The sequence below is a fragment of the Pantoea sp. RIT-PI-b genome (assembly GCF_001187905.1).
Taxonomy (GTDB): domain Bacteria; phylum Pseudomonadota; class Gammaproteobacteria; order Enterobacterales; family Enterobacteriaceae; genus Pantoea; species Pantoea nemavictus.
The window spans coordinates 18,541-39,933 of the sequence record NZ_LGIS01000022.1; the positions used below are offsets into that span (position 1 = coordinate 18,541).

Below are 21,393 nucleotides of genomic sequence, written 5' to 3' on the forward strand. Positions count from 1 at the left end.
ATGGGCATTAGGATTAGCCCAGCAGGAAGCATTTATAATGACTGCGGCAGAAATTTGCTGATTTTTTAAGCTGTCGGATTTTTCTGCAGCAAAATTCGGAATAGGGATGAACGGCAATAGCTGGCATTTTGCATATTGTTGTCCACGATTTTAGCTGAGAGCATTAACGTGAATTTACTCACTATGAGTACAGAGCTTGGCCTAACTTTTCTTTTCTCTTTAGCCTTTATCTTTATTGCTCGCAAAGTGGCGAAAAAGATTGGGTTGGTGGATAAGCCTAATTTAAGGAAAAGACATCAAGGTGTTATTCCATTAGTTGGCGGGATTTCTGTTTATGCAGGTGTCTGTTTTGCCTTTTTGATTACCAAATCATATATGCCAAATGGATTTCTCTACCTGATCTGTGCAGGAATTTTGGTGCTGGTGGGCGCTCTGGATGATCGTTTCGATATTAGCGTCAAGTTTCGCGCTTTTGTGCAGGCGGTTATTGCTGTTGTGATGATGTTTGGCGCCAAGCTATATCTGCTGAGCCTCGGATTTATCGTTGGCCCAGTGGAATTCATCGTTGGCCCATTTGGGTACGTCCTCACGCTTTTTGCCGTCTGGGCCGCTATCAATGCATTCAACATGGTTGACGGCATCGACGGTTTACTCGGTGGATTATCATGCGTCACCTTTGGTGCCATGGGGATTATTCTTTATTTTGATGGAATGGTTAGTCTTGCGATGTGGTGCTTCGCCATGATTGCCGCCACCATTCCTTATATCCTGCTTAATCTGGGATTCCTGGGACGGCGTTACAAAGTCTTCATGGGGGATGCTGGCAGTACCATGATCGGTTTTACGATTATCTGGATATTGTTAGAGACGACCCAGGGACTGAGCCATCCAATTACCCCTGTCACCGCACTTTGGCTGATCGCGATACCTTTAATGGACATGATTGCGATCATGTACCGTCGTTTACGCAAAGGCATGAGCCCTTTTTCTGCAGATAGACAACACATTCATCATCTCATCATGCGAGCTGGATTTTCATCCCGACAAGCTTTTTTGCTGATTACTGTCGCTGCTGCATTGTTAGCCGGGATTGGCGTATTAGGCGAATATCTGGCGTTCATTCCTGAATGGGTGATGCTCGTCTTGTTCTTAATGGCATTTCTTCTTTATGGCTACTGCATTAAGCACGCCTGGCGTATGGCTCGTCGATTGCGTCGTATTAAACGTCGTTGGAACAAAGCCACTTCGGGTAAAAATTACTCCCGGTAAGCGCCCAAATAAGGATTTTTTATGAACTCTGCCATTGTGGAGAACGAACTGGATATGTGTGGCCTCGCTTGTACGCTGTGGCGTGGCAAGCGCTGGATTGTTGGCCTGGCCGTGCTGTTTGCACTGCTGGCATGGCTGGCTTCCATGTTGATGAAGCAGGCGTGGAGCACTACTGCGGTCACCGATCGTCCAACGGTGAATATGCTAGGTGATTTCTTTGTTCAGCAGCAATTCCTCAATAATCTGGATGTTCGCACTAATACGCTCAATCTCAGTTCACCCGCGCCGACCGTAATGGATGAGGTTTATCAAGAGTTCACCATGCAACTGGCATCATGGGATACGCGTCGGGATTTCTGGCAGCAGACTGAATACTTCAAAAGTCGTAAAAGCGGCAATGCGCACAATGATGCGGCGTTGCTCGATGACTTGATCACCAACATCCAGTTCACGGCGGCCGATCCGGCGCGCAATATCCTGGACAACATCAAGCTGGTTGCCGAAACCGCCGGTGATGCTAACAATCTGCTGCGTCAATATATTGCGTACGCCAGCGAGCGTGCGGCGCGTCATCTGAATGCCGAGCTGAAAGGTGCCTGGCAGGCACGCAGCGTGCAGCTGCAGTCGCAGGTTAATCGTCAGCAAGAAGTGGCGCAGGCGGTGTTTGCGCGTCAACGCCAGCGTATTGAGCAGGCGCTGAAAGTGGCGAGCGAGCAGGGCATTAAAGAGAACCGCGCGCCGGCAACGGGTGAAGCATTACCAGACAGCGATCGTTTCCTGTTAGGGCAGCAAATGCTGCAGGCACAACTCGATACCCTACAAGCCAGCGGACCTGCTTACGATTTAAGCTATGATCAAAATAGAGCGATGCTGAGTACGCTGCAGACCGGACCGCGACTGGATAAACAATTCCAGACTTATCGCTATCTGCGCACGCCGGAAGAGCCGGTATCGCGCGACAGTCCGCGTCGTCTGTTTATGATGATCATGTGGGGCGTCATTGGCGCGCTGGTCGGTGCGGGAGTGGCGCTGGTGCGTCGTCCGCGTTTAACGTTACCAACGAGCCACTAAGAGAAGTCATGTGAAAGTTCTGACCGTATTTGGCACGCGTCCTGAAGCGATCAAAATGGCTCCGCTGGTGCAGGCGCTGGCGCAGGATGCTGCGTTCGAGTCGCGCTTGTGCGTCACCGCTCAACATCGTGAAATGCTCGATCAGGTGCTGCGTCTGTTTCAGCTGCAGCCCGATTATGATCTGAATATCATGCGCCCCGAGCAAGGGCTGACGGAGATCACCAGCCGCATTTTGCAGGGCATGAAAACCGTATTAGCTGATTTTCAGCCAGATGTGGTGTTAGTGCACGGTGACACCACCACCACGTTTGCTGCCAGCCTGGCGGCGTTTTATCACCAAATACCTGTTGGTCATGTAGAAGCGGGCCTGCGCACGGGTAATCTGCTGTCGCCGTGGCCAGAAGAGGCCAATCGTACGCTTACCGGACATCTGGCGAGCTACCACTTCACGCCGACGGAAAATTCGCGGCAGAACCTGTTACGCGAAAATCTGCCCGATGCGCGTATCTTCGTTACCGGCAACACGGTGATTGATGCGCTGCTGTGGGTACGCGATCGCGTGCTTGATGATGCCGATCTTAACGCTCGCCTTGCGGCGCGCTATCCGTTCCTCGACCAGGACAAAAAGCTGATTCTGGTCACCGGCCACCGCCGCGAAAGCTTTGGCGACGGATTCGAACGTATTTGCAGCGCGCTGGCGCAGATAGCGCGCCAACATCCAGAGGTGCAAATCGTTTATCCGGTACATCTCAACCCTAACGTCAGCGAGCCGGTAAACCGCATTCTGAGCGGCATTGATAATATCATCCTGATTGAACCGCAGGAGTATCTGCCGTTTGTCTGGCTGATGAACCGCTCATGGCTGATTCTCACTGATTCTGGCGGCATACAGGAAGAAGCGCCATCGCTCGGCAAGCCCGTGCTGGTGATGCGCGATACCACCGAGCGGCCAGAAGCCGTTGCAGCCGGCACGGTGAAGCTGGTGGGCACTGATATCAGTAAGATTGTCGCGGAAGTCAGCCTGCTATTACAGGATGATGAAGCCTGGCAGGCAATGAGCCGCGCGCACAACCCGTATGGCGATGGTCATGCCTGCGCACGCATCTTGCAGGCCCTAAAACAACACAGAGTATAACCATGCGTTTTGAAACCATTTCCGTTATCGGACTGGGCTATATTGGGCTGCCAACGGCGGCCGTTTTTGCCTCACGGGGAAAAAAAGTCGTGGGCGTGGATATTAATAGCCGCGCTGTCGAAACCATTAATCGCGGCGATATCCATATCGTTGAACCTGAGCTGGGTGATGTGGTGCGCGACGCGGTGCGAGACGGATATCTGCGCGCCACTACGCAGGCAGAAGCCGCCGATGCTTTTCTGATTGCGGTACCCACGCCGTTTATCGGCGACCATCAACCGGATCTCAGTTATGTGCAGGCCGCCGCGTTGTCCATTGCGCCGGTATTAAAGGCGGGCGATCTGGTGATTCTCGAATCGACGTCGCCAGTCGGCGCAACTGAGCAAATGGCTGAGTGGCTGGCGGCGGCGCGTCCGGATCTGCGCTTTCCGCAGCACGGTGATGCATGCGACGTGTTTATCGCTTACTGTCCGGAGCGCGTATTGCCCGGCAAAGTGATGGTCGAACTGCTGGAAAACGATCGCGTGATTGGTGGTATGACGCCAGCCTGTTCCGCGCGGGCCAGTGAGCTGTACCGCATTTTCCTGCGCGGCGAATGCGTGGAAACCCATGCGCGCACCGCCGAGATGTGCAAACTGACAGAAAATAGCTTCCGCGATGTGAATATCGCGTTTGCCAATGAGCTGTCGCTGATTTGTGCAGAGCAAGGCATCAACGTGTGGGAGCTGATTGCGTTGGCGAATCGCCATCCACGCGTCAATATTCTGCAGCCTGGGCCGGGCGTGGGCGGTCACTGTATTGCCGTCGATCCCTGGTTTATCGTGGCGCAAAATCCCGAGCAGGCGCGACTGATTCGTACCGCGCGTGAAGTGAATGATGCTAAGCCCGGCTGGGTGCTGGATCAGGTAAAACAGGCGCTGGCGGAGTGCCTTACCGCCAGCGGCAAACGCGCCAGCGACGTCACCATTGCCTGCTTTGGGCTGGCCTTCAAACCGAATATTGATGATCTGCGCGAAAGTCCGGCGATGACGGTGGCTCATCTGATTGCCGAATGGCACAGCGGTCAAACCTGGGTGGTTGAACCGCACGTAACGGCCATCCCGCAGCGTCTGGCGCACGAAGCCACGTTGGTCGCAACCGAAGAGGCGCTGCAACAGGCGGATATTCTGGTGATGCTGGTCGATCACGCGCAGTTCCGCGCGGTTGAGGCTACACAGATTGCGCAGCCGTGGATCGTCGATACTAAAGGTGTCTGGCGATGAAACAGTATTTGGTTACCGGTGGTGCAGGATTTATCGGTTCGGCGCTGGTACGTTTTCTGATTGAAAACACTGACCATCGCGTTGTGGTGGTCGATAAGCTGAGTTACGCAGGCAATCTGGCCTCGCTGGCGCCGGTACAGCAGGATGCGCGTTTCGCCTTCGAGCAGGTGGATATTTGCGATCGTGCCGAACTGGATCGCGTGATGAAGCAGTACCAGCCGGATTGCATCATGCACCTGGCGGCGGAAAGTCATGTCGATCGTTCAATTGACGGCCCAATTGCCTTCGTCGAAACCAATATCGTTGGCACCTATCAACTGCTGGAAGCGGCGCGTCATTACTGGAATGGCATGGCGGATGAGCGCAAAAAAGGCTTTATTCTGCATCACATCTCTACCGACGAAGTGTTTGGCGACCTGCACGGCAGTGACGATTTCTTTACCGAAACGACGCCATATGCGCCAAGTAGCCCTTATTCAGCCACTAAGGCCAGCAGCGATCATCTGGTACGTGCCTGGCTGCGCACTTATGGTTTGCCGGTGATCATCACCAACTGCTCTAACAATTATGGTCCGTATCATTTCCCGGAGAAGTTGATCCCACTCACCATCATCCATGCGCTGGCCGGTAAACCGTTGCCGGTATATGGCAATGGCAGCCAGATTCGCGACTGGTTGTATGTGGAAGACCATGCGCGAGCGCTTTATCGCGTTGTCAGCAGCGGCAAAGTAGGTGAAACCTACAATATCGGCGGCCATAATGAGCGACGCAATCTTGAGGTGGTAGAAACGCTGTGTGATTTGCTGGATGAACTGGCCCCCCAGCAGCGAGCACCACATCTCGCTCGTTATCGTGACTTAATTACTTTTGTCAGCGATCGTCCCGGACACGACTTACGTTACGCCATCGACGCCAGCAAAATTGCACGTGAGCTTGGCTGGACGCCGCAGGAAACGTTTGAAAGTGGCATTCGCAAAACGGTGCAGTGGTACCTGGCGAATCCACAATGGTGGCAGGCGATTCTTAATGGCAGCTATCGCGGTGAGCGACTGGGCCTGGCCGCACCGCGCTAAACTATCCATTCAGAAGGAGCAGCGATGAAAGGCATCATTTTAGCCGGAGGTTCGGGTACGCGTTTGCATCCGATTACCCGCGCCATCTCGAAGCAGTTGTTGCCGGTGTACGACAAGCCGATGATTTACTACCCGCTGTCTGTGCTGATGTTGGCCGGAATTCGCGAAATTCTGATCATTACCACGCCGGAAGATCGCGCTCACTTTGAACGCTTGCTGGGCGATGGCAGCGAATTTGGCATCCAGCTGGCGTATGCCGAACAACCTAGCCCGGACGGGCTGGCGCAGGCATTTATCATTGGTGAATCCTTTATCGGTGACGACCCATGCTGCCTGGTGCTGGGAGACAATCTTTATTTCGGTCAGGGCTTCAGCCCCAAACTGAAGAAGGTGGCCGCACGCAGCCGCGGCGCTACCGTGTTCGCATATCAGGTGATGGATCCCGAGCGTTTTGGCGTGGTGGAGTTTGATGATGACTTCAACGCGCTCTCAATCGAGGAAAAGCCGCAGCAGCCGAAATCGCGCTGGGCGGTAACGGGCCTCTATTTTTACGATAATCGCGTGGTGGAGTTTGCTAAACAGGTTAAACCTTCCGCGCGGGGTGAGCTGGAAATTACCGCTATCAACCAGATGTACCTCAATCAGGGTGAGCTATCTGTTGAGCTATTGGGCCGTGGTTTTGCCTGGCTGGATACCGGAACACATGACAGCCTGATTGAGGCGAGCATGTTTGTGCAGACGGTTGAAAAACGCCAGGGGTTTAAAATTGCCTGCCTGGAAGAGATTGCATGGCGCAACGGCTGGCTAAGCGACGCACAGTTGCTGGCAGCAGCACAGGCGCTCACCAAAACCGGCTACGGCCAGTACCTGCTGGATGTTCATCATGCCCGTCCGCGTCAATATTAATCCCCTTACGTGGGAAAATGACTTCTTCGGCCAGAACAGCGCTCGTTTAACGCTGGATGGCGATCTGCCGCTGGCGGAAGCGCTTGAACAGCCTTATGCGCTGTGGCAAACCAAAGTGCCTGCTGAGCGTGTTGAGGTGATCGATGCGTTGAGCCAACACGGCTTTCAGTTGGTTGAAGGTGAAGCCGACCTCGCCATCGGTATCAAACTTACCGAGCGGCAAACCGGGGTGCGCATCGCGCGGGAAGCGCAAATCCCAGCATTGCGAGCCGCCGCAGCGCAGGCGTTTAGCCAAAGCCGCTTTCGCGCGCCGTGGTTTAATGCGGCTGACAGCGGGCGTTTCTATGCGCAGTGGATTGAGAACGCCGTGCGCGGCACCTTCGATAACCAATGCCTGGTAGCCTGCGATGAGCAGGGCGCGCTGCAGGGTTTCGTTTCAATGCGCGAAGTCGACGGCGATATGCGTATTGGTCTGCTAGCGGTATTGCCCGACGCGCAAGGTTGTGGCGTGGGCCAGCGTTTACTGCTCGCTGCCGCTGACTGGGGCCGCGTGCGCCAGCTTGCGCATCTGCGCGTAGCCACCCAGCTCAGCAATCTCGCGGCGATGCGCCTCTATTTACGCAGCGGTGCGCGGCTGGAAAGCACCGCTTACTGGTTCTACAGGAAAGCCACATGATCCCCTTTAATGCACCGCCGATTGTCGGCAGCGAAGTTGAATACATGCAGTCGGCGATGGCCAGCGGCAAACTGTGCGGTGACGGCGGCTTTACTCGTCGCTGTCAGCAGTGGATGGAGCAACATTTTGGCAGCAAAAAAGTGTTGCTGACGCCGTCGTGCACCGCGTCGCTGGAGATGGCCGCGCTGCTGATCGATTTGCAGCCCGGCGATGAAGTGATCATGCCGAGCTACACCTTCGTCTCCACCGCCAATGCCTTTGTGCTGCGCGGCGCGACCATTGTGTTTGTCGATGTGCGTCCCGATACGATGAATATCGACGAAACCTTGATTGAAGCAGCGATCACGCCGAAAACCCGCGCTATCGTGCCGGTACATTACGCGGGCGTGGCCTGCGAAATGGACAGCATCATGGCGCTGGCAGCGAAGCATAAACTCTATGTGATCGAAGATGCCGCGCAGGGTGTGATGTCGCAGTACAAAGGACGCGCGCTCGGCACCATCGGTCATATTGGCTGCTTCAGCTTCCACGAAACCAAAAACTACACCGCGGGCGGTGAAGGCGGGGCAACGCTGATCAATGAGGCGCAGCTGGTAGAGCGTGCTGAGATCATTCGCGAAAAGGGCACCAACCGCAGCCAGTTTTTCCGTGGTCAGGTGGATAAATATACCTGGCGCGATATCGGCTCCAGCTATTTGATGGCGGATCTGCAAGCGGCCTATTTGTGGGCGCAGCTGGAAGCGGCGGAGCAAATCAATCAGCAGCGCTTGCGGCTATGGCAGCGCTATTATGATGCGCTGCAACCGCTGGCAGCAGCCGGTCGTATTGAACTGCCGGTGGTGCCGGAGCATTGCCAACACAATGCGCACATGTTCTACATCAAACTGCGCGACAGCAACGATCGTCAGGCGCTGATCAACTGGATGAAAGAAGCGGAAATCCTCACGGTGTTTCACTACATCCCGCTGCACTCATCGCCGGCGGGTGAACGCTTTGGCCGCTTCCACGGTGAGGATGTGTTTACCACCGCTGAAAGTGAGCGCCTGCTGCGTCTGCCCTTGTTCTATAACCTCTCAGATAATAACCAGCGCACGGTGATCAGTTCGCTGTTGAGTTTCTTTGCCTGATGTCGTTAGCCAAAGCCTCAGTCTGGACCGCCTCCTCCACGCTGATAAAAATCGTTGCCGGCTTGTTGGTGGTGAAGCTGCTAGCGGTCAGTTTTGGACCGGAAGGTATCGGGCAGGCGGGTAATTTCCGCCAGTTAATCACCGTACTCGGCGTGCTGGCAGGCGCGGGTATCTTCAACGGCGTCACCACTCTGGTGGCGCAGCATCAGCAACAGCCGCAACAATTACGTGCGGTCACCGGCACGGCGTCGGCGATGGTGCTGGGCTTTTCTACGCTGTTGGCGCTGGTTTTTTTACTGGCGGCACGGCCCATTAGCGCGGCGCTATTTGGTCATGCTGAATACGAAAATGTGGTGCGCATTGTCGCCTTTCTCCAGCTCGGCATTGCCTGGGCTAACCTGACCCTGGCGCTGCTAAAAGGTTTTCGCGATGCGCGCGGTAATGCGCTGGCGCTTATCGCTGGAAGCCTGATTGGCGTGCTTGGTTATGTATTGTGCTGGTGGCTGGGCGGTTACGCTGGTGCGCTGGTCGGTTTGGCGCTGGTACCGGCGCTGGTCGTCTTTCCTGCCCTGATCATGCTGCGACGCCATCGCGATGTATTACCGCTGAGCTGGCTTAAGCCCACATGGCAGCCCGAGCTGGCGCGTAATTTGGCGAAGTTTACGCTGATGGCGCTGATTACCTCAGTCACCTTGCCGGTAGCGTGGGTGATGATGCGAAATTTGCTGGCAGAACAGCAAGGTTGGGCGCAGGTCGGTTTATGGCAGGGCGTTACCAGCATCTCCGATGCCTATTTGCAGTTTATCACCGCCACCTTTAGCGTCTGGTTGCTGCCTACGCTGGCGCGTCTGGAAACTAAGCCGCAGATAGCGCGTGAAATTGGCCGTGCGCTGCGCTTTGTTTTGCCAGCCGTCGCCGCTGCCAGTTTCTGCGTGTGGCTGCTACGCGATGTGGCTATCTGGCTGCTGTTTTCGCCGCAGTTCAGCGCCATGCGTGACCTTTTTGTCTGGCAGTTGTGTGGTGACGTCTTTAAAATCGGCGCCTATGTTTTCGGATATCTGGTGATCGCCAAAGCGTCGCTGCGCTTTTATATTCTGACTGAAATTAGCCAGTTTGCGCTGCTAACCGGCTTCTCCCATTGGCTGATCCCGCTGCACGGTACCGCTGGAGCCGCGCAGGCTTATATGGCCACCTACATACTCTATTTCGCCCTTTGCTGTGGCACCTTCTTGATTTATTGCCGGAAAAAATGACTTTATTTCACGTGTTGGGATCGGATATCCCGCATCACAATCATACGGTGCTGCGTTTCTTTAATGACGTGATGAGCGCCGAGATGCCTGGCGATACGCCGCGTCAATTTATGGTGGTTGCCAGCGCGCCAGAAACGCTGCATGCCTATTCGTCACTGCAGATTGAAACCTTCACCAGTAAGCGTGCATTGGCGCAGGCGGTGGTGGCGCGCGCAGCCGATCGTTCGCAGCGCTTCTTCTTTCATGGCCAGTTCAATCCGGGCATTTGGTTGGCGTTACTGAGCGGCAAACTGCGCCGTCAGCAGGCGTTCTGGCATGTGTGGGGCGCGGATCTCTATGAAGAAGGACGCGGGCTCAAGTATCAGCTGTTTTATCTGCTGCGCCGCCTGGCACAGGGGCGCCTGGCGCAAGTATTTGCTACGCGAGGTGATTTGCACCATTACCAACAACGTCATCCGCGCGTTCCGGCTTCAGTGCTCTATTTCCCGACGCGCATGCCAGATATGGCAATCCCCGCGTCGCTGGAAACCTGTGATTTCACCATCCTGCTTGGTAACTCTGGCGATCGCAGTAATCACCACATTGCCGGTCTGGAGGCGATTCGTGCGCAGTTTGGCGAACGGGTAAAAATTGTGGTGCCGCTCGGCTATCCGGAAAACAATCATGGCTACATTGATGAAATTGCTGCGGCCGCACAGCGCTTGTTTCCGGCGGGGCAGGTCACTTTGCTGCGCGACAAGATCGACTTTGATGCCTATCTGAGATTGCTTAGCCGCTGCCAGCTCGGCTATTTTATGTTCGAACGTCAGCAAGGCATTGGCACACTTTGTCTGCTGATTCAGGCTGATATTCCCTTCGTGCTGAACCGCAAAAATCCGTTCTGGCGCGATCTCAGTGAACAAGGCTTGCCGGTATTGTTTAGTGAAGATGCGCTGGATGCGGCCAGTATCGCTGAAGCACAGCGGCAACTGAAGCAGTGTGATAAATCATCGATTGCCTTCTTTGCCCCGGGTTATCTGGCAGGCTGGCGCGATGCGTTAACCCTGAGTGAAAGGAAATGAACATGAGCCTGATGCAGTTTAGTGGTCTGCTGGTGGTTTATCTGTTTTCGCTGGGTTTCATTCTGACTTTAACCTGGCGAGAATTTAAACGGGTGCGCTTCAATTTCCACCTGTTCTTTACCATTCTCTTTTTACTGACCTTCTATTTTGGCTTCCCGCTGACCAGCGTGCTGGTGTTCCGCTTTAACGTCGCGGTGGTGCCAGCGGAATATCTGCTGCAGGCGCTGCTGGCCGCCACCAGTTTTTATGCCATCTATTACGTCAGCTACAAGGTACGGCTGCGGCCGGCTAATGCACCAGCGCGCAAACCCTGGCTGGAAATGAACCGGGTCGAAACCCATCTAACCTGCCTGCTGCTGGCGCTGGTGGCCATTGGCACCGTAACCGTGTTCTTTATGCACAACGGCTTGCTGTTGTTTAGGCTGTCGGCGTACAACCAGATTTTCTCCAGTGAAGTGTCCGGCGTGGCGCTCAAGCGCTTCTTCTACTTCTTTATTCCGGCGATGTTGATTCGTTACTTCCTCAAGCCAACGCAGCGCCAGTGGCTGTGGTTTTTGCTGGTATCGGTCGCATTTGGATTACTGACCTACGCGCTGGTGGGCGGCACGCGCGCCAATATTATTATCGCTTTTGCGCTGTTCCTGTTTATCGGTATTACGCGTGGCTGGATCACCTTGTGGATGCTGGTCGGCGCTGGCGTGATGGCGATTGGCGGCATGTTTTGGCTGGCGTTGCGTCGCTACAACCTTGATGTAGTGGGTGATGAGGCGTTTTACACCTTCCTTTATCTGACGCGCGATACCTTCTCGCCATGGGAAAATCTGGCACTGTTACTGCAAAACTACGACAAAATCGATTTTCAAGGATTGGCGCCGATTTGGCGTGATTTCTACGTGTTCATCCCCAGCTGGATGTGGCCAGGGCGTCCATCAATGATTCTGAACAGCGCCAATTACTTTACCTGGGAAGTGTTAAACAACCATTCTGGCTTAGCTATTTCACCTACGCTGCTCGGTTCGCTGCTGGTGATGGGGGGCGTGTGGTTTATCCCGATCGGCGCGGTTGCCGTGGGCCTGCTCATGAAGGGCTTTGATAACCTTTATCTGTATGGTCGCGATACCAGTAACCGATATAGCGGGGCGATTTTGCAGAGTTTTTGCTTCGGCGCGGTATTTAACATGATCGTGCTGGCACGTGAAGGGCTGGATGCTTTTGGCTCGCGCGTGGTGTTCTTTTGTCTGATTTTTGCTGCCTGCATGTGGGTGGCTAAATTGTTGTACTGGCTGTTGGCGCGCGCGGGGCTAATTCGTCCGCGCAGTGAGCCGGTTTTACACAGCCCATCTTAACTTCTGGGCACAACGGGAAATTCATACCATGGAAACCGATAAGCCGCGCTATAGCCTGCGCGGAGTCGATCTTCACGCCTTCAACGATATGGCGAGCTTTCTGCGCTTTCTTTTGCCCGATGGTAAGCCGCGCAGCGGCACATTGGTGGCGATAAATGCAGAGAAAATGCTGACGCTGGAAGAGGATGCGCAGTTACGCTCGTTGATTGCTGAGGCGGAATTCAAATATCCGGACGGCATCAGCATCGTCCGCTCGCTGCGCAAAAAATATCCCCAACTGCAGGTCAATCGCATCGCGGGCGCGGATCTTTGGGAAGCGTTGATGGAGCATGCTGGGCGCAGCGGCATTCCAGTCTTTCTGATTGGTGGACGTCAGGCAGTGTTGCAGGAAACCTGCGACAAGCTGCGTCGGCAGTGGAATGTGAATATCGTTGGCAGTCAGGATGGTTACTTTGCCCCTGAAGATCGCGAGGCGCTGTTTGCCCGTATTGCGGCAAGCGGCGCGCAGATTGTTACGGTAGCGCAGGGTTCGCCGCGTCAGGAGTTGCTGATGCGTGATTGCCGCGCACATTGGCCGCATGCGCTCTATATGGGCGTGGGCGGCACTTATGATGTTTTCACCGGACATGTTCAGCGCGCGCCAATTTGGTGGCAAAAATCCGGGTTAGAATGGCTTTATCGTCTCATTCGTCAACCTTCACGCTGGCGTCGCCAATTAAAGCTGCTGAAATATTTACGCTACCATTGGCGCGGCGATCTCTGAAATTGCTGATTTTTCCAGCAGAATTGACAGGGTAAGCGCCTCAAACTGCAGTAATTATCGATGGAATGCACAAAGCGTAATCAAACGCGTTTTTTTTATAAAAAAGGGCTGGACAGCATGAGGTCAAGCCCGTAGTATGCCCATCCGCAACGGCGCTACGCGCCCGTAGCTCAGCTGGATAGAGCGCTGCCCTCCGGAGGCAGAGGTCTCAGGTTCGAATCCTGTCGGGCGCGCCATTTAGTTTGTGCGCAAGAGCTTCGGTGGTTGGTTTAACCGCGTTATGCAGTGAATTTACGTAAGCGTGACACGCTTACGCACCAGATTTATGGTGGCTATAGCTCAGTTGGTAGAGCCCTGGATTGTGATTCCAGTTGTCGTGGGTTCGAGTCCCATTAGCCACCCCAGATTTTGCTCGGTCACGCGATGGTGGCGGAATTGGTAGACGCGCTAGCTTCAGGTGTTAGTGTTCTTACGGACGTGAGGGTTCAAGTCCCTCCCTTCGCACCAGGCAAAATTACGCAGTAGCGGTAAGAAGTAAAAAATCGGCGAGTAGCGCAGCTTGGTAGCGCAACTGGTTTGGGACCAGTGGGTCGGAGGTTCGAATCCTCTCTCGCCGACCATATTCGAAAAGCCTGCTTGAGAAAGCAGGCTTTTTTCGTTTCTGCCCGCCAAACGCGCCTCACTTCTTAATTAACACTCCCCGAACGCATCATTCTGCACTTTGTCGCTATTCAGCAACATGCAACCCTTTGATTTTTAATAGCATGACAATTCCTTGCATTGCTTGTCGCTCTGCAGAGACAGCTTTTAACGCTTTCGTCGTGATTTGCCGACAGTTATGCGTACGCCATCTACTTATCTTACTGATATAAAATAATTTATTATGAAATCTGCAGCTTTGGCACAGCTTGTGCAATACTATTCCTGTAGATGCTCATTCCACCTCTTATGTTTGCTGATGCTACATAAACCTGGGAATGATGCAGAGCCCCTTACGGCATCCGTTGTCCAGCCTGGCAGTATTTGCGCACGCTTTACTGCAGTAAGAAGGACATTACGTTGAGTCGGATGCCATCAGTTGTCTTAATGACCTGATCTTACACCTGCTTATGGCAGGTGTTTTTTTATCTGCAATTTGCCACAGGCAAAAAAAAGCCGGGACAAGCCCGGCGTGCACAAAAGTAACAATCGTATAATCAGGTGCTGGGATTGGTCTTCAGCGTGAGTAACAAGCCTTCCCGACGCATTTTCGCGGCGTCTTCCGGGCGATGCAGACGATCGTAAACATCCGCCAACCAGGCATAATCAAAGGCATCCGGTCGCTGCGCTAACGCTTGCTGGAATGCCTCTGCCGCCTGCTGCCATTCACCATGACGCATCAGCATCTGACCCAGCGTACTGTGCAACAGTGGCGTAGCGCCGTGCTGTTTAATCTGCTGGCGCAGTGCTTTCTCTAGCGATTGCGGATCGCCGCTTTTAATACGCGGCATCAGCAGCACCAGACGATCGTCATACTGGCGTTTCAGGCCGTCCAGCACGATGCTTTGCGCCGTATCCGGGTCGTCACACTCAATCAGATGTTCCGCCATTGCCACTTGCAGTGCGGTTTCCTGACGCGTTTTACGACTCTGGTTCTGCCACCACTTTTTCAAGCCGTCGCTACCCTGATCGGCCATCGCCTGATTCATCAGGCCCAGCCAGGCTTGCTGCTGCAATGCGTCGCGCTGTGCTTCATCGTTGATCTGCACTTTTTGCATTGCAGGCAAGATATCGAGCAGTGCCCCCCACGCGCCGGTACGTACATAGGCTTGTTCTGCCAGACGAAGCACTTCCGGATGGCGAGGCGCCACTTCCAGCAGGCGGTCGACGCCGTGACGAGCAGCATGATCTTCATTACGCGCTAATTGCAGACGCACGCGGGTGATTTCAACCGGAATGGTATCGTTCACCGACAACTCGGCGGCACGCTCCAAATGCTGGTTAGCGCGAATTTCATCACCACGTTGCTGTGCCGCTTCCGCAGCCAGCAAGTAGTTTGCGACCGGCTGATCGGCGTGGTCGGCATTTTTCGACAGCAGTTTTTCTGCCTGCTTGAAATCGCCTTCTGCTAGCTTCATCAGCGCGCTTTGCGTGTGACGCTGCGCGCTACGACGCTTGCGGCCCGTAAACCAGCCGCGCGTGCGTGCGCCAGTGCGGAACAGGCGACGCAGAATCCACTCGACTAACAAAATTACCAGCAGGCTGAGGATCAAGATAATCGCCAGTCCCGTCACACTGGTTTCGATGTTCCAGTTGTCGGTCTGAATCAGCACATAGCCTTGATGGCCAGCAACTATCGGCCCGATTACAATGCCCGCAATCAGCAGCAGGAAAAGCACCAATACTTTAAGCATGGTTAGCCTCCCTGTTGGTCAGCGGCAACCGATGGCTGAGCCAGCAAATTACGCACACGGGTTTGCATCAGTTTTTCCAGCAGCGGCTGACTCTCCAGCGTGTCCGGCACATCCATCGAAATGCTTTGCTGGCTTAGTTCATCTAACTGAGCGAGGAAGGCTTTGGTGGCGGCATCATTGGTGTCGTACCAGGCGCGTACCCAGGTTGAGACGGCATCAATAGACTGTTTATAAATTTCGTCCTGATGACGCGGTACAGCCTGAGCAGCAATGAGCAGACGCGAACGGATGTTTTCACGCAGATAAACGTCCTGATTGGGTGCCAGCAGCGGCTGAGCGGTGTTATCGCGACGACGGATGGTGATGAAATCATCCATAAAGTTATGCCAGCTTTTCACCAGGTTTTGTCGCCACTCGTGCAGTGAGCTAGAGAGCTCACCGCCATCGGCATCCATCGGTGAATCATCGCTGTCGTTATCGGCCAGGCGCAGATTATCAACGCCGTTCGACAGCTGATTGAGCTTGAGAATGGTGCCGTCATAATCAACCTGGCTGACTGCGGAGAGCGAGCTGATATCCTGCGTCAACGCACGACGCACGTTCATCACGCTTGGATCGTTCATATCCGCCAGGCTGGTATCGGCACTTTTCAGTAACGCTGCTGCGGTAGTGACATCCTGATCGCTCCACAGTTTGCGGCCCGCCAGTTTGACGAGGTAATCCGCCTGAGCCAGCAGCCAGGTGCGGGTATCGTTACCCGAAATGGTGGCGACTTTATCACGCAGGGTTTCCAGCTCTTTAGCGCTGTTGTCCTGCTGCGTGCGCGTCTCTTGTAAGGCGCTGTTAGCGCTCTCCAGTTGTTGCGTCAGCTGCTGTTTATCGCTGCCTAGTTGCTGCTGCAAGGCGCTCAGCTGCTCAGTCAGATTCTGATTAGTTTGAGCCTGTAAATCGGCCTGGTGTTTCCCATTGAGGTAAAGTCCCGCCCCAATCGCCAGCGCAATGACAATCGCCACTGCACTCAGCACCTTGCCATCGCTCTTTTTATCGCGAGGAGGCTTGGTTGCTGGAGAGGGAGAATTGTCCGCTGGGGTGGTTTCTTCAACCATGGCGGAGGAGGCTTTTTGTTCCGTCATTATGGCTCATCCCATTGTTAAGTTCAGCGTAACGCGCGCAGCAGCGCATCGTTATCGGCACCATCGGCTACATCAATGTCCTGCCAGCCTAATTCAGCGGCTTGCGTAGCCAAACGTTCACTGACGACTACAAGTCGACAGTGCAGTAACCATTCCCGTCGATCAATCGGCGGAAACAGAGAAAAGAGTTGTTGTAACATTTCACCGCTGGTGACCACCAGCGTTGTAATCCCGCGATCGCGCCAGCGGCGGCCTTCAATCGCGCCGTTATAGTGTTTTTCACAGCGCTGATAACACTCGCAATACTGCACTTCAGCACCGCGTTCAATCAGCGTTTCTGCCAGTAATTCGCGGCCTGGGCTGCCCCGCAGAATCAACGCGCGTTTGCCGTTTACCTGCTGCAAGCGATTCAGACGCACCAGTTCTTCACTGGTCTCCCGCGCATGAGGATAGTCTACTTTCAGATTACTGACGGTGTGCAATGCCAAAGCGGTGCTGCGACCGATAGCATAATAGTTGAGTGCTTCGGGCCATGCTGTGGCGTGGTGCTGTAAAGCGGGTTGGGCGAAGGTCACGACTTGCTGCGATAGCAAAAATACCAGATCGCCCGGCTGCAGTGCGGCAAGTTGATGCGGCAGATGTTGAAGATCGCGACCCGGCGTGAATTCAATGAGCGGAAAACTCCATGCCAGCTTCCCCAGGTTCCGCAAGCGCGAAACCAGTTCGGTGGCAGCCGGTTCCGGACGGGTCACGAGGATGGTCATGCGGGAGGTTGTCCCTGATAAACTTCACGCAAAATGTCGCGCGCGCCACCATCAAGCAGCTCTTCAGCTAACGAAATGCCCATTTGTTCGGCCTGATCGCGTGGACCACGACGCTCGCCTACCACCATCTGATTGCCGTCAGGTGAACCGACTAAACCGCGCAGCCATAACTGATCGTCTTCCAGTACCGCGAAGCTACCGATCGGCACCTGACAACCGCCTTCCAGCCGCGTGTTCATCGCGCGTTCAGCGCGCACGCACACGGCGGTATCATCGTGATTCAGCGCCTGCAGCAGCGTAATCAATTGCGCATCATCAACACGGCATTCGATGCCGACAGCGCCCTGGCCAACGGCAGGCAATGAGATCTCTGCGGGCATCGCCTGGCGGATGCGATCTTCCAGGCCTAAACGCTTCAGTCCTGCCGCAGCAAGAATGATGGCGTCGTATTCCCCGGCATCGAGTTTACCGAGACGGGTTCCAACGTTGCCGCGCAGCGAGCGGATGACTAAATCTGGACGACGCGCGCTAATCTGGCACTGGCGACGCAGGCTTGAGGTACCGACCACCGCGCCCTGCGGCAGTTCATCAATGCTGTGGTAGTTATTGGAGACAAAAGCATCGCGTGGATCTTCACGCTCGCAAATGGTCACCAGACCGAGCCCTTGTGGAAAATCGACCGGCACATCCTTCATCGAGTGCACGGCAAGATCGGCACGGTCTTCCAGCATTGCCAACTCAAGCTCTTTGACAAAAAGCCCTTTGCCGCCCACTTTGGCCAGCGGCGTATCAAGGATGACATCACCTTTCGTGACCATCGGCAGCAGCTCTACCTGTAGCCCCGGATGGGCGGCCATCAGGCGCTGTTGGACATATTGTGCCTGCCACAGAGCGAGAGGACTTTGTCTGGTAGCAATTCTGAAAATTTTGTTTAACATGCTGTTAACCATTTTGATCGTTCATCGAATATCCTATCATTGATAGGGGAATGCTGTCAGTTTCAACGGATTGAAAAGGCCGCGATGTCAGACTCAGCCTGAAATAATCAGGATCTCAGTCTGAAGTCGAAGTCTGAAAAAAGCAGGGCTACGTTCGGAACATGCTAAACTGTTAAGTAGCGCAACTTTCTTTACGGTCAATCCTCCAGGTGTTAGATTGATCACGTTTCCAGCAATAATTTGCCCAATATCTTTATTATTAAGCGGCAGATTGCGGAAACAGGGTGCTTAACACTGGGACAATCAGGCGAAACGTCTTGTACCTCTACATTGAGACACTGAAACAGAGACTGGATGCGATTAACCAGCTGCGCGTCGATCGCGCACTGGCTGCTATGGGGCCTGCTTTCCAGCAAGTCTACAGTCTGCTGCCAACATTTTTGCACTACCACCATCCGCTGATGCCGGGCTACCTCGAAGGTAGCGTTCCGCATGGCGTTTGCCTCTTCACGCCCGATGAAAATCAACAGCAGCTGCTGCAGAGCTTAACAAGCGGTCAGCCGCTCGATCTTAGCAATGCCGTTGCTGGCGAACGCCCAATTACCGGTATTTACTCCATGGGCAGTACCTCGTCCGTTGGGCAAAACAGCATCTCCGATCTCGACATCTGGGTATGCCATCAATCCTGGCTGGATAATGAAGAGCGCCTCAATCTGCAGCGCAAGTGTACGCTTCTGCAGAAATGGTGTGTGTCGATGGGTGTGGAAGTCAGCTTCTTCCTGATTGACGAGAACCGTTTCCGCCACAATGAAAGCGGCAGCCTCGGCGGTGAAGATTGCGGCTCGACCCAACATATTCTGCTGCTGGATGAGTTTTACCGTACCGCCGTGCGTATGGCGGGTAAACGCATCCTGTGGAACATGGTGCCTGGCGAAGAAGAGCACCATTACGACGATTACGTCATGTCACTCTATTCCCAGGGCGTGTTGACGCCAAATGAGTGGCTCGACCTTGGCGGCCTTGGCACGCTGTCGGCGGAGGAGTACTTCGGCGCCAGTTTGTGGCAGCTGTATAAAAGTATCGATTCTCCGTACAAAGCGGTGCTGAAAACCCTGCTGCTGGAAGCCTACAGCTGGGAATATCCCAATACGCAGCTCCTGTCGATGGATATCAAGCAGCGCCTGCATGATGGCGAAATTGTCTGCTTCGGACTCGATCCCTACTGCATGATGCTGGAACGCGTGACGCGCTATCTCACCAGCGTTGATGACATGGCGCGCCTCGATTTAGTGCGTCGATGTTTCTACTTAAAAGTGTGTGAAAAGCTCTCCAGCGAAGATCACCATCATCAGCGTACTGGCTGGCGTCGCGAGATTCTTTCGCAGCTGGTGAAAGAGTGGGGCTGGGATGAAGAGAAGCTGGCGGTACTGGATAACCGATCGCAGTGGAAAATTGAACGGGTACGCGAAGCGCACAATGAGCTGTTGGATGCGATGATGCAGAGTTATCGCAACCTGATCCGCTTTGCGCGTCGCAACAATTTAAGTGTCAGCGCCAGCCCGCAAGATATCGGCGTGCTGACGCGTAAACTGTATGCCGCGTTTGAGGCGCTGCCAGGTAAAGTCACGCTGGTAAACCCGCAGATTTCACCCGATCTCTCGGAAGAGAATCTCACCTTTATTCACGTCCCGGCAGGCCGCGCTAATCGCGCCGGCTGGTATCTGTACAACCAATCGCCGGACATGAGTTCAATCATCAGCCATCAGCCGCTGGAATATAACCGCTATCTGAACAAGCTGGTGGCGTGGGCGTGGTTCAACGGTTTGCTGACCAGCAAAACGCGCCTGCACATGAAAGGCAACGATCTGTGCGACCTGCCGCGTCTGCAGGAACTGGTCAACGATGTATCGAGCCACTTCCCGTTGCGCGTACCGGCTCCAACGCCAAAAGCGCTGTATAGCCCGTGCGAAATACGTCATCTGGCGATTATCGTCAATCTGGAACACGATCCCACCTCGGCATTCCGCAATCAGGTGGTGCATTTTGATTTCCGTAAGCTGGATGTGTTCAGCTTCGGTCAGCAGCAGCAATGCCTGATTGGCAGTATCGATCTGCTGTATCGCAACTCCTGGAATGAAGTGCGTACGCTGCACTTCAACGGCGAGCAGGCGATGATTGAAGCGCTGAAAACCATTCTCGGCAAAATGCATCAGGATGCTGCACCGCCGGATACGGTGGAAGTGTTCTGCTACAGCCAGCATCTGCGCGGGTTGATCCGTACGCGCGTGCAGCAGCTGGTTTCGGAGTGTATTGAGCTGCGTCTGTCGAGCACGCGTCAGGAACCGGGCCGCTTCAAAGCGTTACGTATGGCGGGCCAAACCTGGGGCTTATTCTTCGAGCGCATGAGCGTGTCGGTGCAGAAGCTGGAAAACGCCGTCGAATTCTATGGCGCGATTTCCAATAACAAGCTGCACGGCTTGTCGATCAAAGTGGAGTCGAACCAAACGCCGCTGCCGCCGGTGGTTAACGGTTATGCCAGCGAAGGCATCATTCAGTTCTTCTTTGAAGACACCAATGACGATCGCGGCTTCAACATCTATATCCTCGATGAAACCAACCGCGTTGAGGTTTATCACCATTGCGAAGGCAGTAAAGAAGAGCTGGTACGTGATGTGAGTCGTTTCTACTCATCGTCACACGATCGCTTTACCTACGGCTCCAGCTTTATCAATTTCAACCTGCCGCAGTTCTACCAGATTGTGAATACGGGCGAGCGTTTCCAGGTGATTCCTTTCCGCAGCCAAACGCTGACGCAGCTCTGCGCCACGCAGCCTGATAACGACAACGGCGACTTCCAGCCGCGCTACCAAATGCATTGATCCTGCCCGCGTTCGCGCGGCGGGATGCGCTGTAACTCTGACCTGCTGCTGGATTTTCGGCTATTTCCTGTTGCTTTTACATCGTCAACTGCGATGATAAGCAACCATGGCTTAAGGACAGAAGAGCAGACAGAATGATACGAGTGATAAGTCAGCTGGGTATGGCGCTGGCACTGGTCAGCCTGGTAGGCTGTGGCCTAAAAGGACCGCTATATTTCCCACCGAAAGATCAGCCTAACAAGCCTAATCAGCAGGTCACCGAGCAGCAGCAGAAAGCCGCTCAGGATGCGGATGTCGGCGGTTTGGTCACCAGCCAGCCTGGTTCGCAGGCGAACTAAACTCTA

18 protein-coding genes and 4 tRNA genes are annotated in these 21,393 nt (G+C 54.3%); 18 read left to right on the forward strand and 4 right to left on the reverse strand.

The features are described from left to right. Positions 1 to 183 precede the first annotated feature (183 nt). The 16 genes from wecA to AC790_RS15095 all read left to right on the forward strand — a co-directional run bounded on the left by wecA (position 184) and on the right by AC790_RS15095 (position 13,562). Positions 184 to 1,269, forward strand: coding sequence for a UDP-N-acetylglucosamine--undecaprenyl-phosphate N-acetylglucosaminephosphotransferase (wecA, locus tag AC790_RS15020; protein ID WP_009127802.1), 1,086 nt, complete (start codon positions 184 to 186; stop codon positions 1,267 to 1,269). Positions 1,270 to 1,290: 21 nt separating this feature from the next. Then, positions 1,291 to 2,340 carry an ECA polysaccharide chain length modulation protein gene (wzzE, locus tag AC790_RS15025; RefSeq protein ID WP_049852304.1) on the forward strand — a complete coding sequence of 350 codons (1,050 nt, stop codon included), beginning with the start codon at positions 1,291 to 1,293 and terminating at the stop codon, positions 2,338 to 2,340. A 10-nt stretch (positions 2,341 to 2,350) separates the two neighbouring features. Beyond that, positions 2,351 to 3,475: a non-hydrolyzing UDP-N-acetylglucosamine 2-epimerase gene (wecB, locus tag AC790_RS15030; protein ID WP_049852305.1), complete on the forward strand. Its 1,125-nt coding sequence runs from the start codon at positions 2,351 to 2,353 to the stop codon at positions 3,473 to 3,475. A gap of 2 nt (positions 3,476 to 3,477) precedes the next feature. Continuing rightward, positions 3,478 to 4,737, forward strand: coding sequence for a UDP-N-acetyl-D-mannosamine dehydrogenase (wecC, locus tag AC790_RS15035; RefSeq protein WP_049852306.1), 1,260 nt, complete (start codon positions 3,478 to 3,480; stop codon positions 4,735 to 4,737). Beyond that, positions 4,734 to 5,810, forward strand: coding sequence for a dTDP-glucose 4,6-dehydratase (gene rffG / locus AC790_RS15040; RefSeq protein ID WP_049852307.1), 1,077 nt, complete (start codon positions 4,734 to 4,736; stop codon positions 5,808 to 5,810). Before wecC ends, rffG begins: the two co-directional genes overlap by 4 nt. A gap of 24 nt (positions 5,811 to 5,834) precedes the next feature. Continuing rightward, on the forward strand, positions 5,835 to 6,716 hold the full coding sequence (gene rfbA / locus AC790_RS15045; RefSeq protein ID WP_049852308.1) for a glucose-1-phosphate thymidylyltransferase RfbA: 882 nt from the start codon (positions 5,835 to 5,837) through the stop codon (positions 6,714 to 6,716). Then, on the forward strand, positions 6,694 to 7,392 hold the full coding sequence (gene rffC / locus AC790_RS15050; RefSeq protein WP_049852309.1) for a dTDP-4-amino-4,6-dideoxy-D-galactose acyltransferase: 699 nt from the start codon (positions 6,694 to 6,696) through the stop codon (positions 7,390 to 7,392). Before rfbA ends, rffC begins: the two co-directional genes overlap by 23 nt. Beyond that, positions 7,389 to 8,519 carry a dTDP-4-amino-4,6-dideoxygalactose transaminase gene (gene rffA / locus AC790_RS15055; RefSeq protein WP_049852310.1) on the forward strand — a complete coding sequence of 377 codons (1,131 nt, stop codon included), beginning with the start codon at positions 7,389 to 7,391 and terminating at the stop codon, positions 8,517 to 8,519. The genes rffC and rffA overlap by 4 nt, the downstream gene beginning before the upstream one ends. Further along, entirely contained in the window at positions 8,519 to 9,772 is a 1,254-nt protein-coding gene (gene wzxE, locus AC790_RS15060; protein ID WP_049852311.1) for a lipid III flippase WzxE, read from the forward strand. Before rffA ends, wzxE begins: the two co-directional genes overlap by 1 nt. Then, positions 9,769 to 10,833: a TDP-N-acetylfucosamine:lipid II N-acetylfucosaminyltransferase gene (locus AC790_RS15065; RefSeq protein WP_049852312.1), complete on the forward strand. Its 1,065-nt coding sequence runs from the start codon at positions 9,769 to 9,771 to the stop codon at positions 10,831 to 10,833. The genes wzxE and AC790_RS15065 overlap by 4 nt, the downstream gene beginning before the upstream one ends. Positions 10,834 to 10,835: 2 nt before the next feature. Continuing rightward, positions 10,836 to 12,179, forward strand: a complete 1,344-nt coding sequence (wzyE, locus tag AC790_RS15070; protein WP_009127825.1) for an ECA oligosaccharide polymerase — start codon at positions 10,836 to 10,838, stop codon at positions 12,177 to 12,179. Positions 12,180 to 12,207: 28 nt separating this feature from the next. After that, complete coding sequence (gene wecG, locus AC790_RS15075; protein WP_049852313.1) at positions 12,208 to 12,942, forward strand: lipopolysaccharide N-acetylmannosaminouronosyltransferase; 735 nt, start codon at positions 12,208 to 12,210, stop codon at positions 12,940 to 12,942. Positions 12,943 to 13,101: 159 nt separating this feature from the next. Continuing rightward, a tRNA-Arg gene (locus AC790_RS15080) sits at positions 13,102 to 13,178 on the forward strand. Positions 13,179 to 13,270: 92 nt separating this feature from the next. Continuing rightward, positions 13,271 to 13,346, forward strand: a tRNA-His gene (locus tag AC790_RS15085). A gap of 16 nt (positions 13,347 to 13,362) precedes the next feature. Next, positions 13,363 to 13,449: transfer RNA gene (locus AC790_RS15090), tRNA-Leu, on the forward strand. Between the two features lie 36 nt (positions 13,450 to 13,485). Continuing rightward, a tRNA-Pro gene (locus tag AC790_RS15095) sits at positions 13,486 to 13,562 on the forward strand. 576 nt (positions 13,563 to 14,138) lie between these two features. On the opposite strand, the gene hemY is transcribed toward AC790_RS15095, so the two are convergent. Genes hemY through hemC form a run of 4 tightly spaced genes read right to left on the reverse strand, consistent with a single transcriptional unit; the run spans position 14,139 to position 18,170 of the window. Next, positions 14,139 to 15,335, reverse strand: coding sequence for a protoheme IX biogenesis protein HemY (gene hemY / locus AC790_RS15100; protein WP_009127829.1), 1,197 nt, complete (start codon positions 15,333 to 15,335; stop codon positions 14,139 to 14,141). A gap of 2 nt (positions 15,336 to 15,337) precedes the next feature. Next, entirely contained in the window at positions 15,338 to 16,468 is a 1,131-nt protein-coding gene (hemX, locus tag AC790_RS15105) for a uroporphyrinogen-III C-methyltransferase (RefSeq protein ID WP_009127830.1), read from the reverse strand. Positions 16,469 to 16,491: 23 nt separating this feature from the next. Next, positions 16,492 to 17,232 carry a uroporphyrinogen-III synthase gene (hemD, locus tag AC790_RS15110; RefSeq protein WP_009127832.1) on the reverse strand — a complete coding sequence of 247 codons (741 nt, stop codon included), beginning with the start codon at positions 17,230 to 17,232 and terminating at the stop codon, positions 16,492 to 16,494. Beyond that, positions 17,229 to 18,170 (reverse strand): hydroxymethylbilane synthase, encoded by a 942-nt coding sequence (hemC, locus tag AC790_RS15115; protein WP_049852333.1) that lies wholly within the window; start codon positions 18,168 to 18,170, stop codon positions 17,229 to 17,231. Before hemC ends, hemD begins: the two co-directional genes overlap by 4 nt. A gap of 317 nt (positions 18,171 to 18,487) precedes the next feature. Between hemC and AC790_RS15120 the strand changes: the two genes are divergently transcribed. Together AC790_RS15120 and AC790_RS15125 are read left to right on the forward strand one after the other, a co-directional pair. Further along, positions 18,488 to 21,049: a class I adenylate cyclase gene (locus AC790_RS15120; RefSeq protein ID WP_036621210.1), complete on the forward strand. Its 2,562-nt coding sequence runs from the start codon at positions 18,488 to 18,490 to the stop codon at positions 21,047 to 21,049. A gap of 134 nt (positions 21,050 to 21,183) precedes the next feature. Then, positions 21,184 to 21,387 (forward strand): lipoprotein, encoded by a 204-nt coding sequence (locus AC790_RS15125; protein ID WP_009127837.1) that lies wholly within the window; start codon positions 21,184 to 21,186, stop codon positions 21,385 to 21,387. Positions 21,388 to 21,393 lie beyond the last annotated feature (6 nt).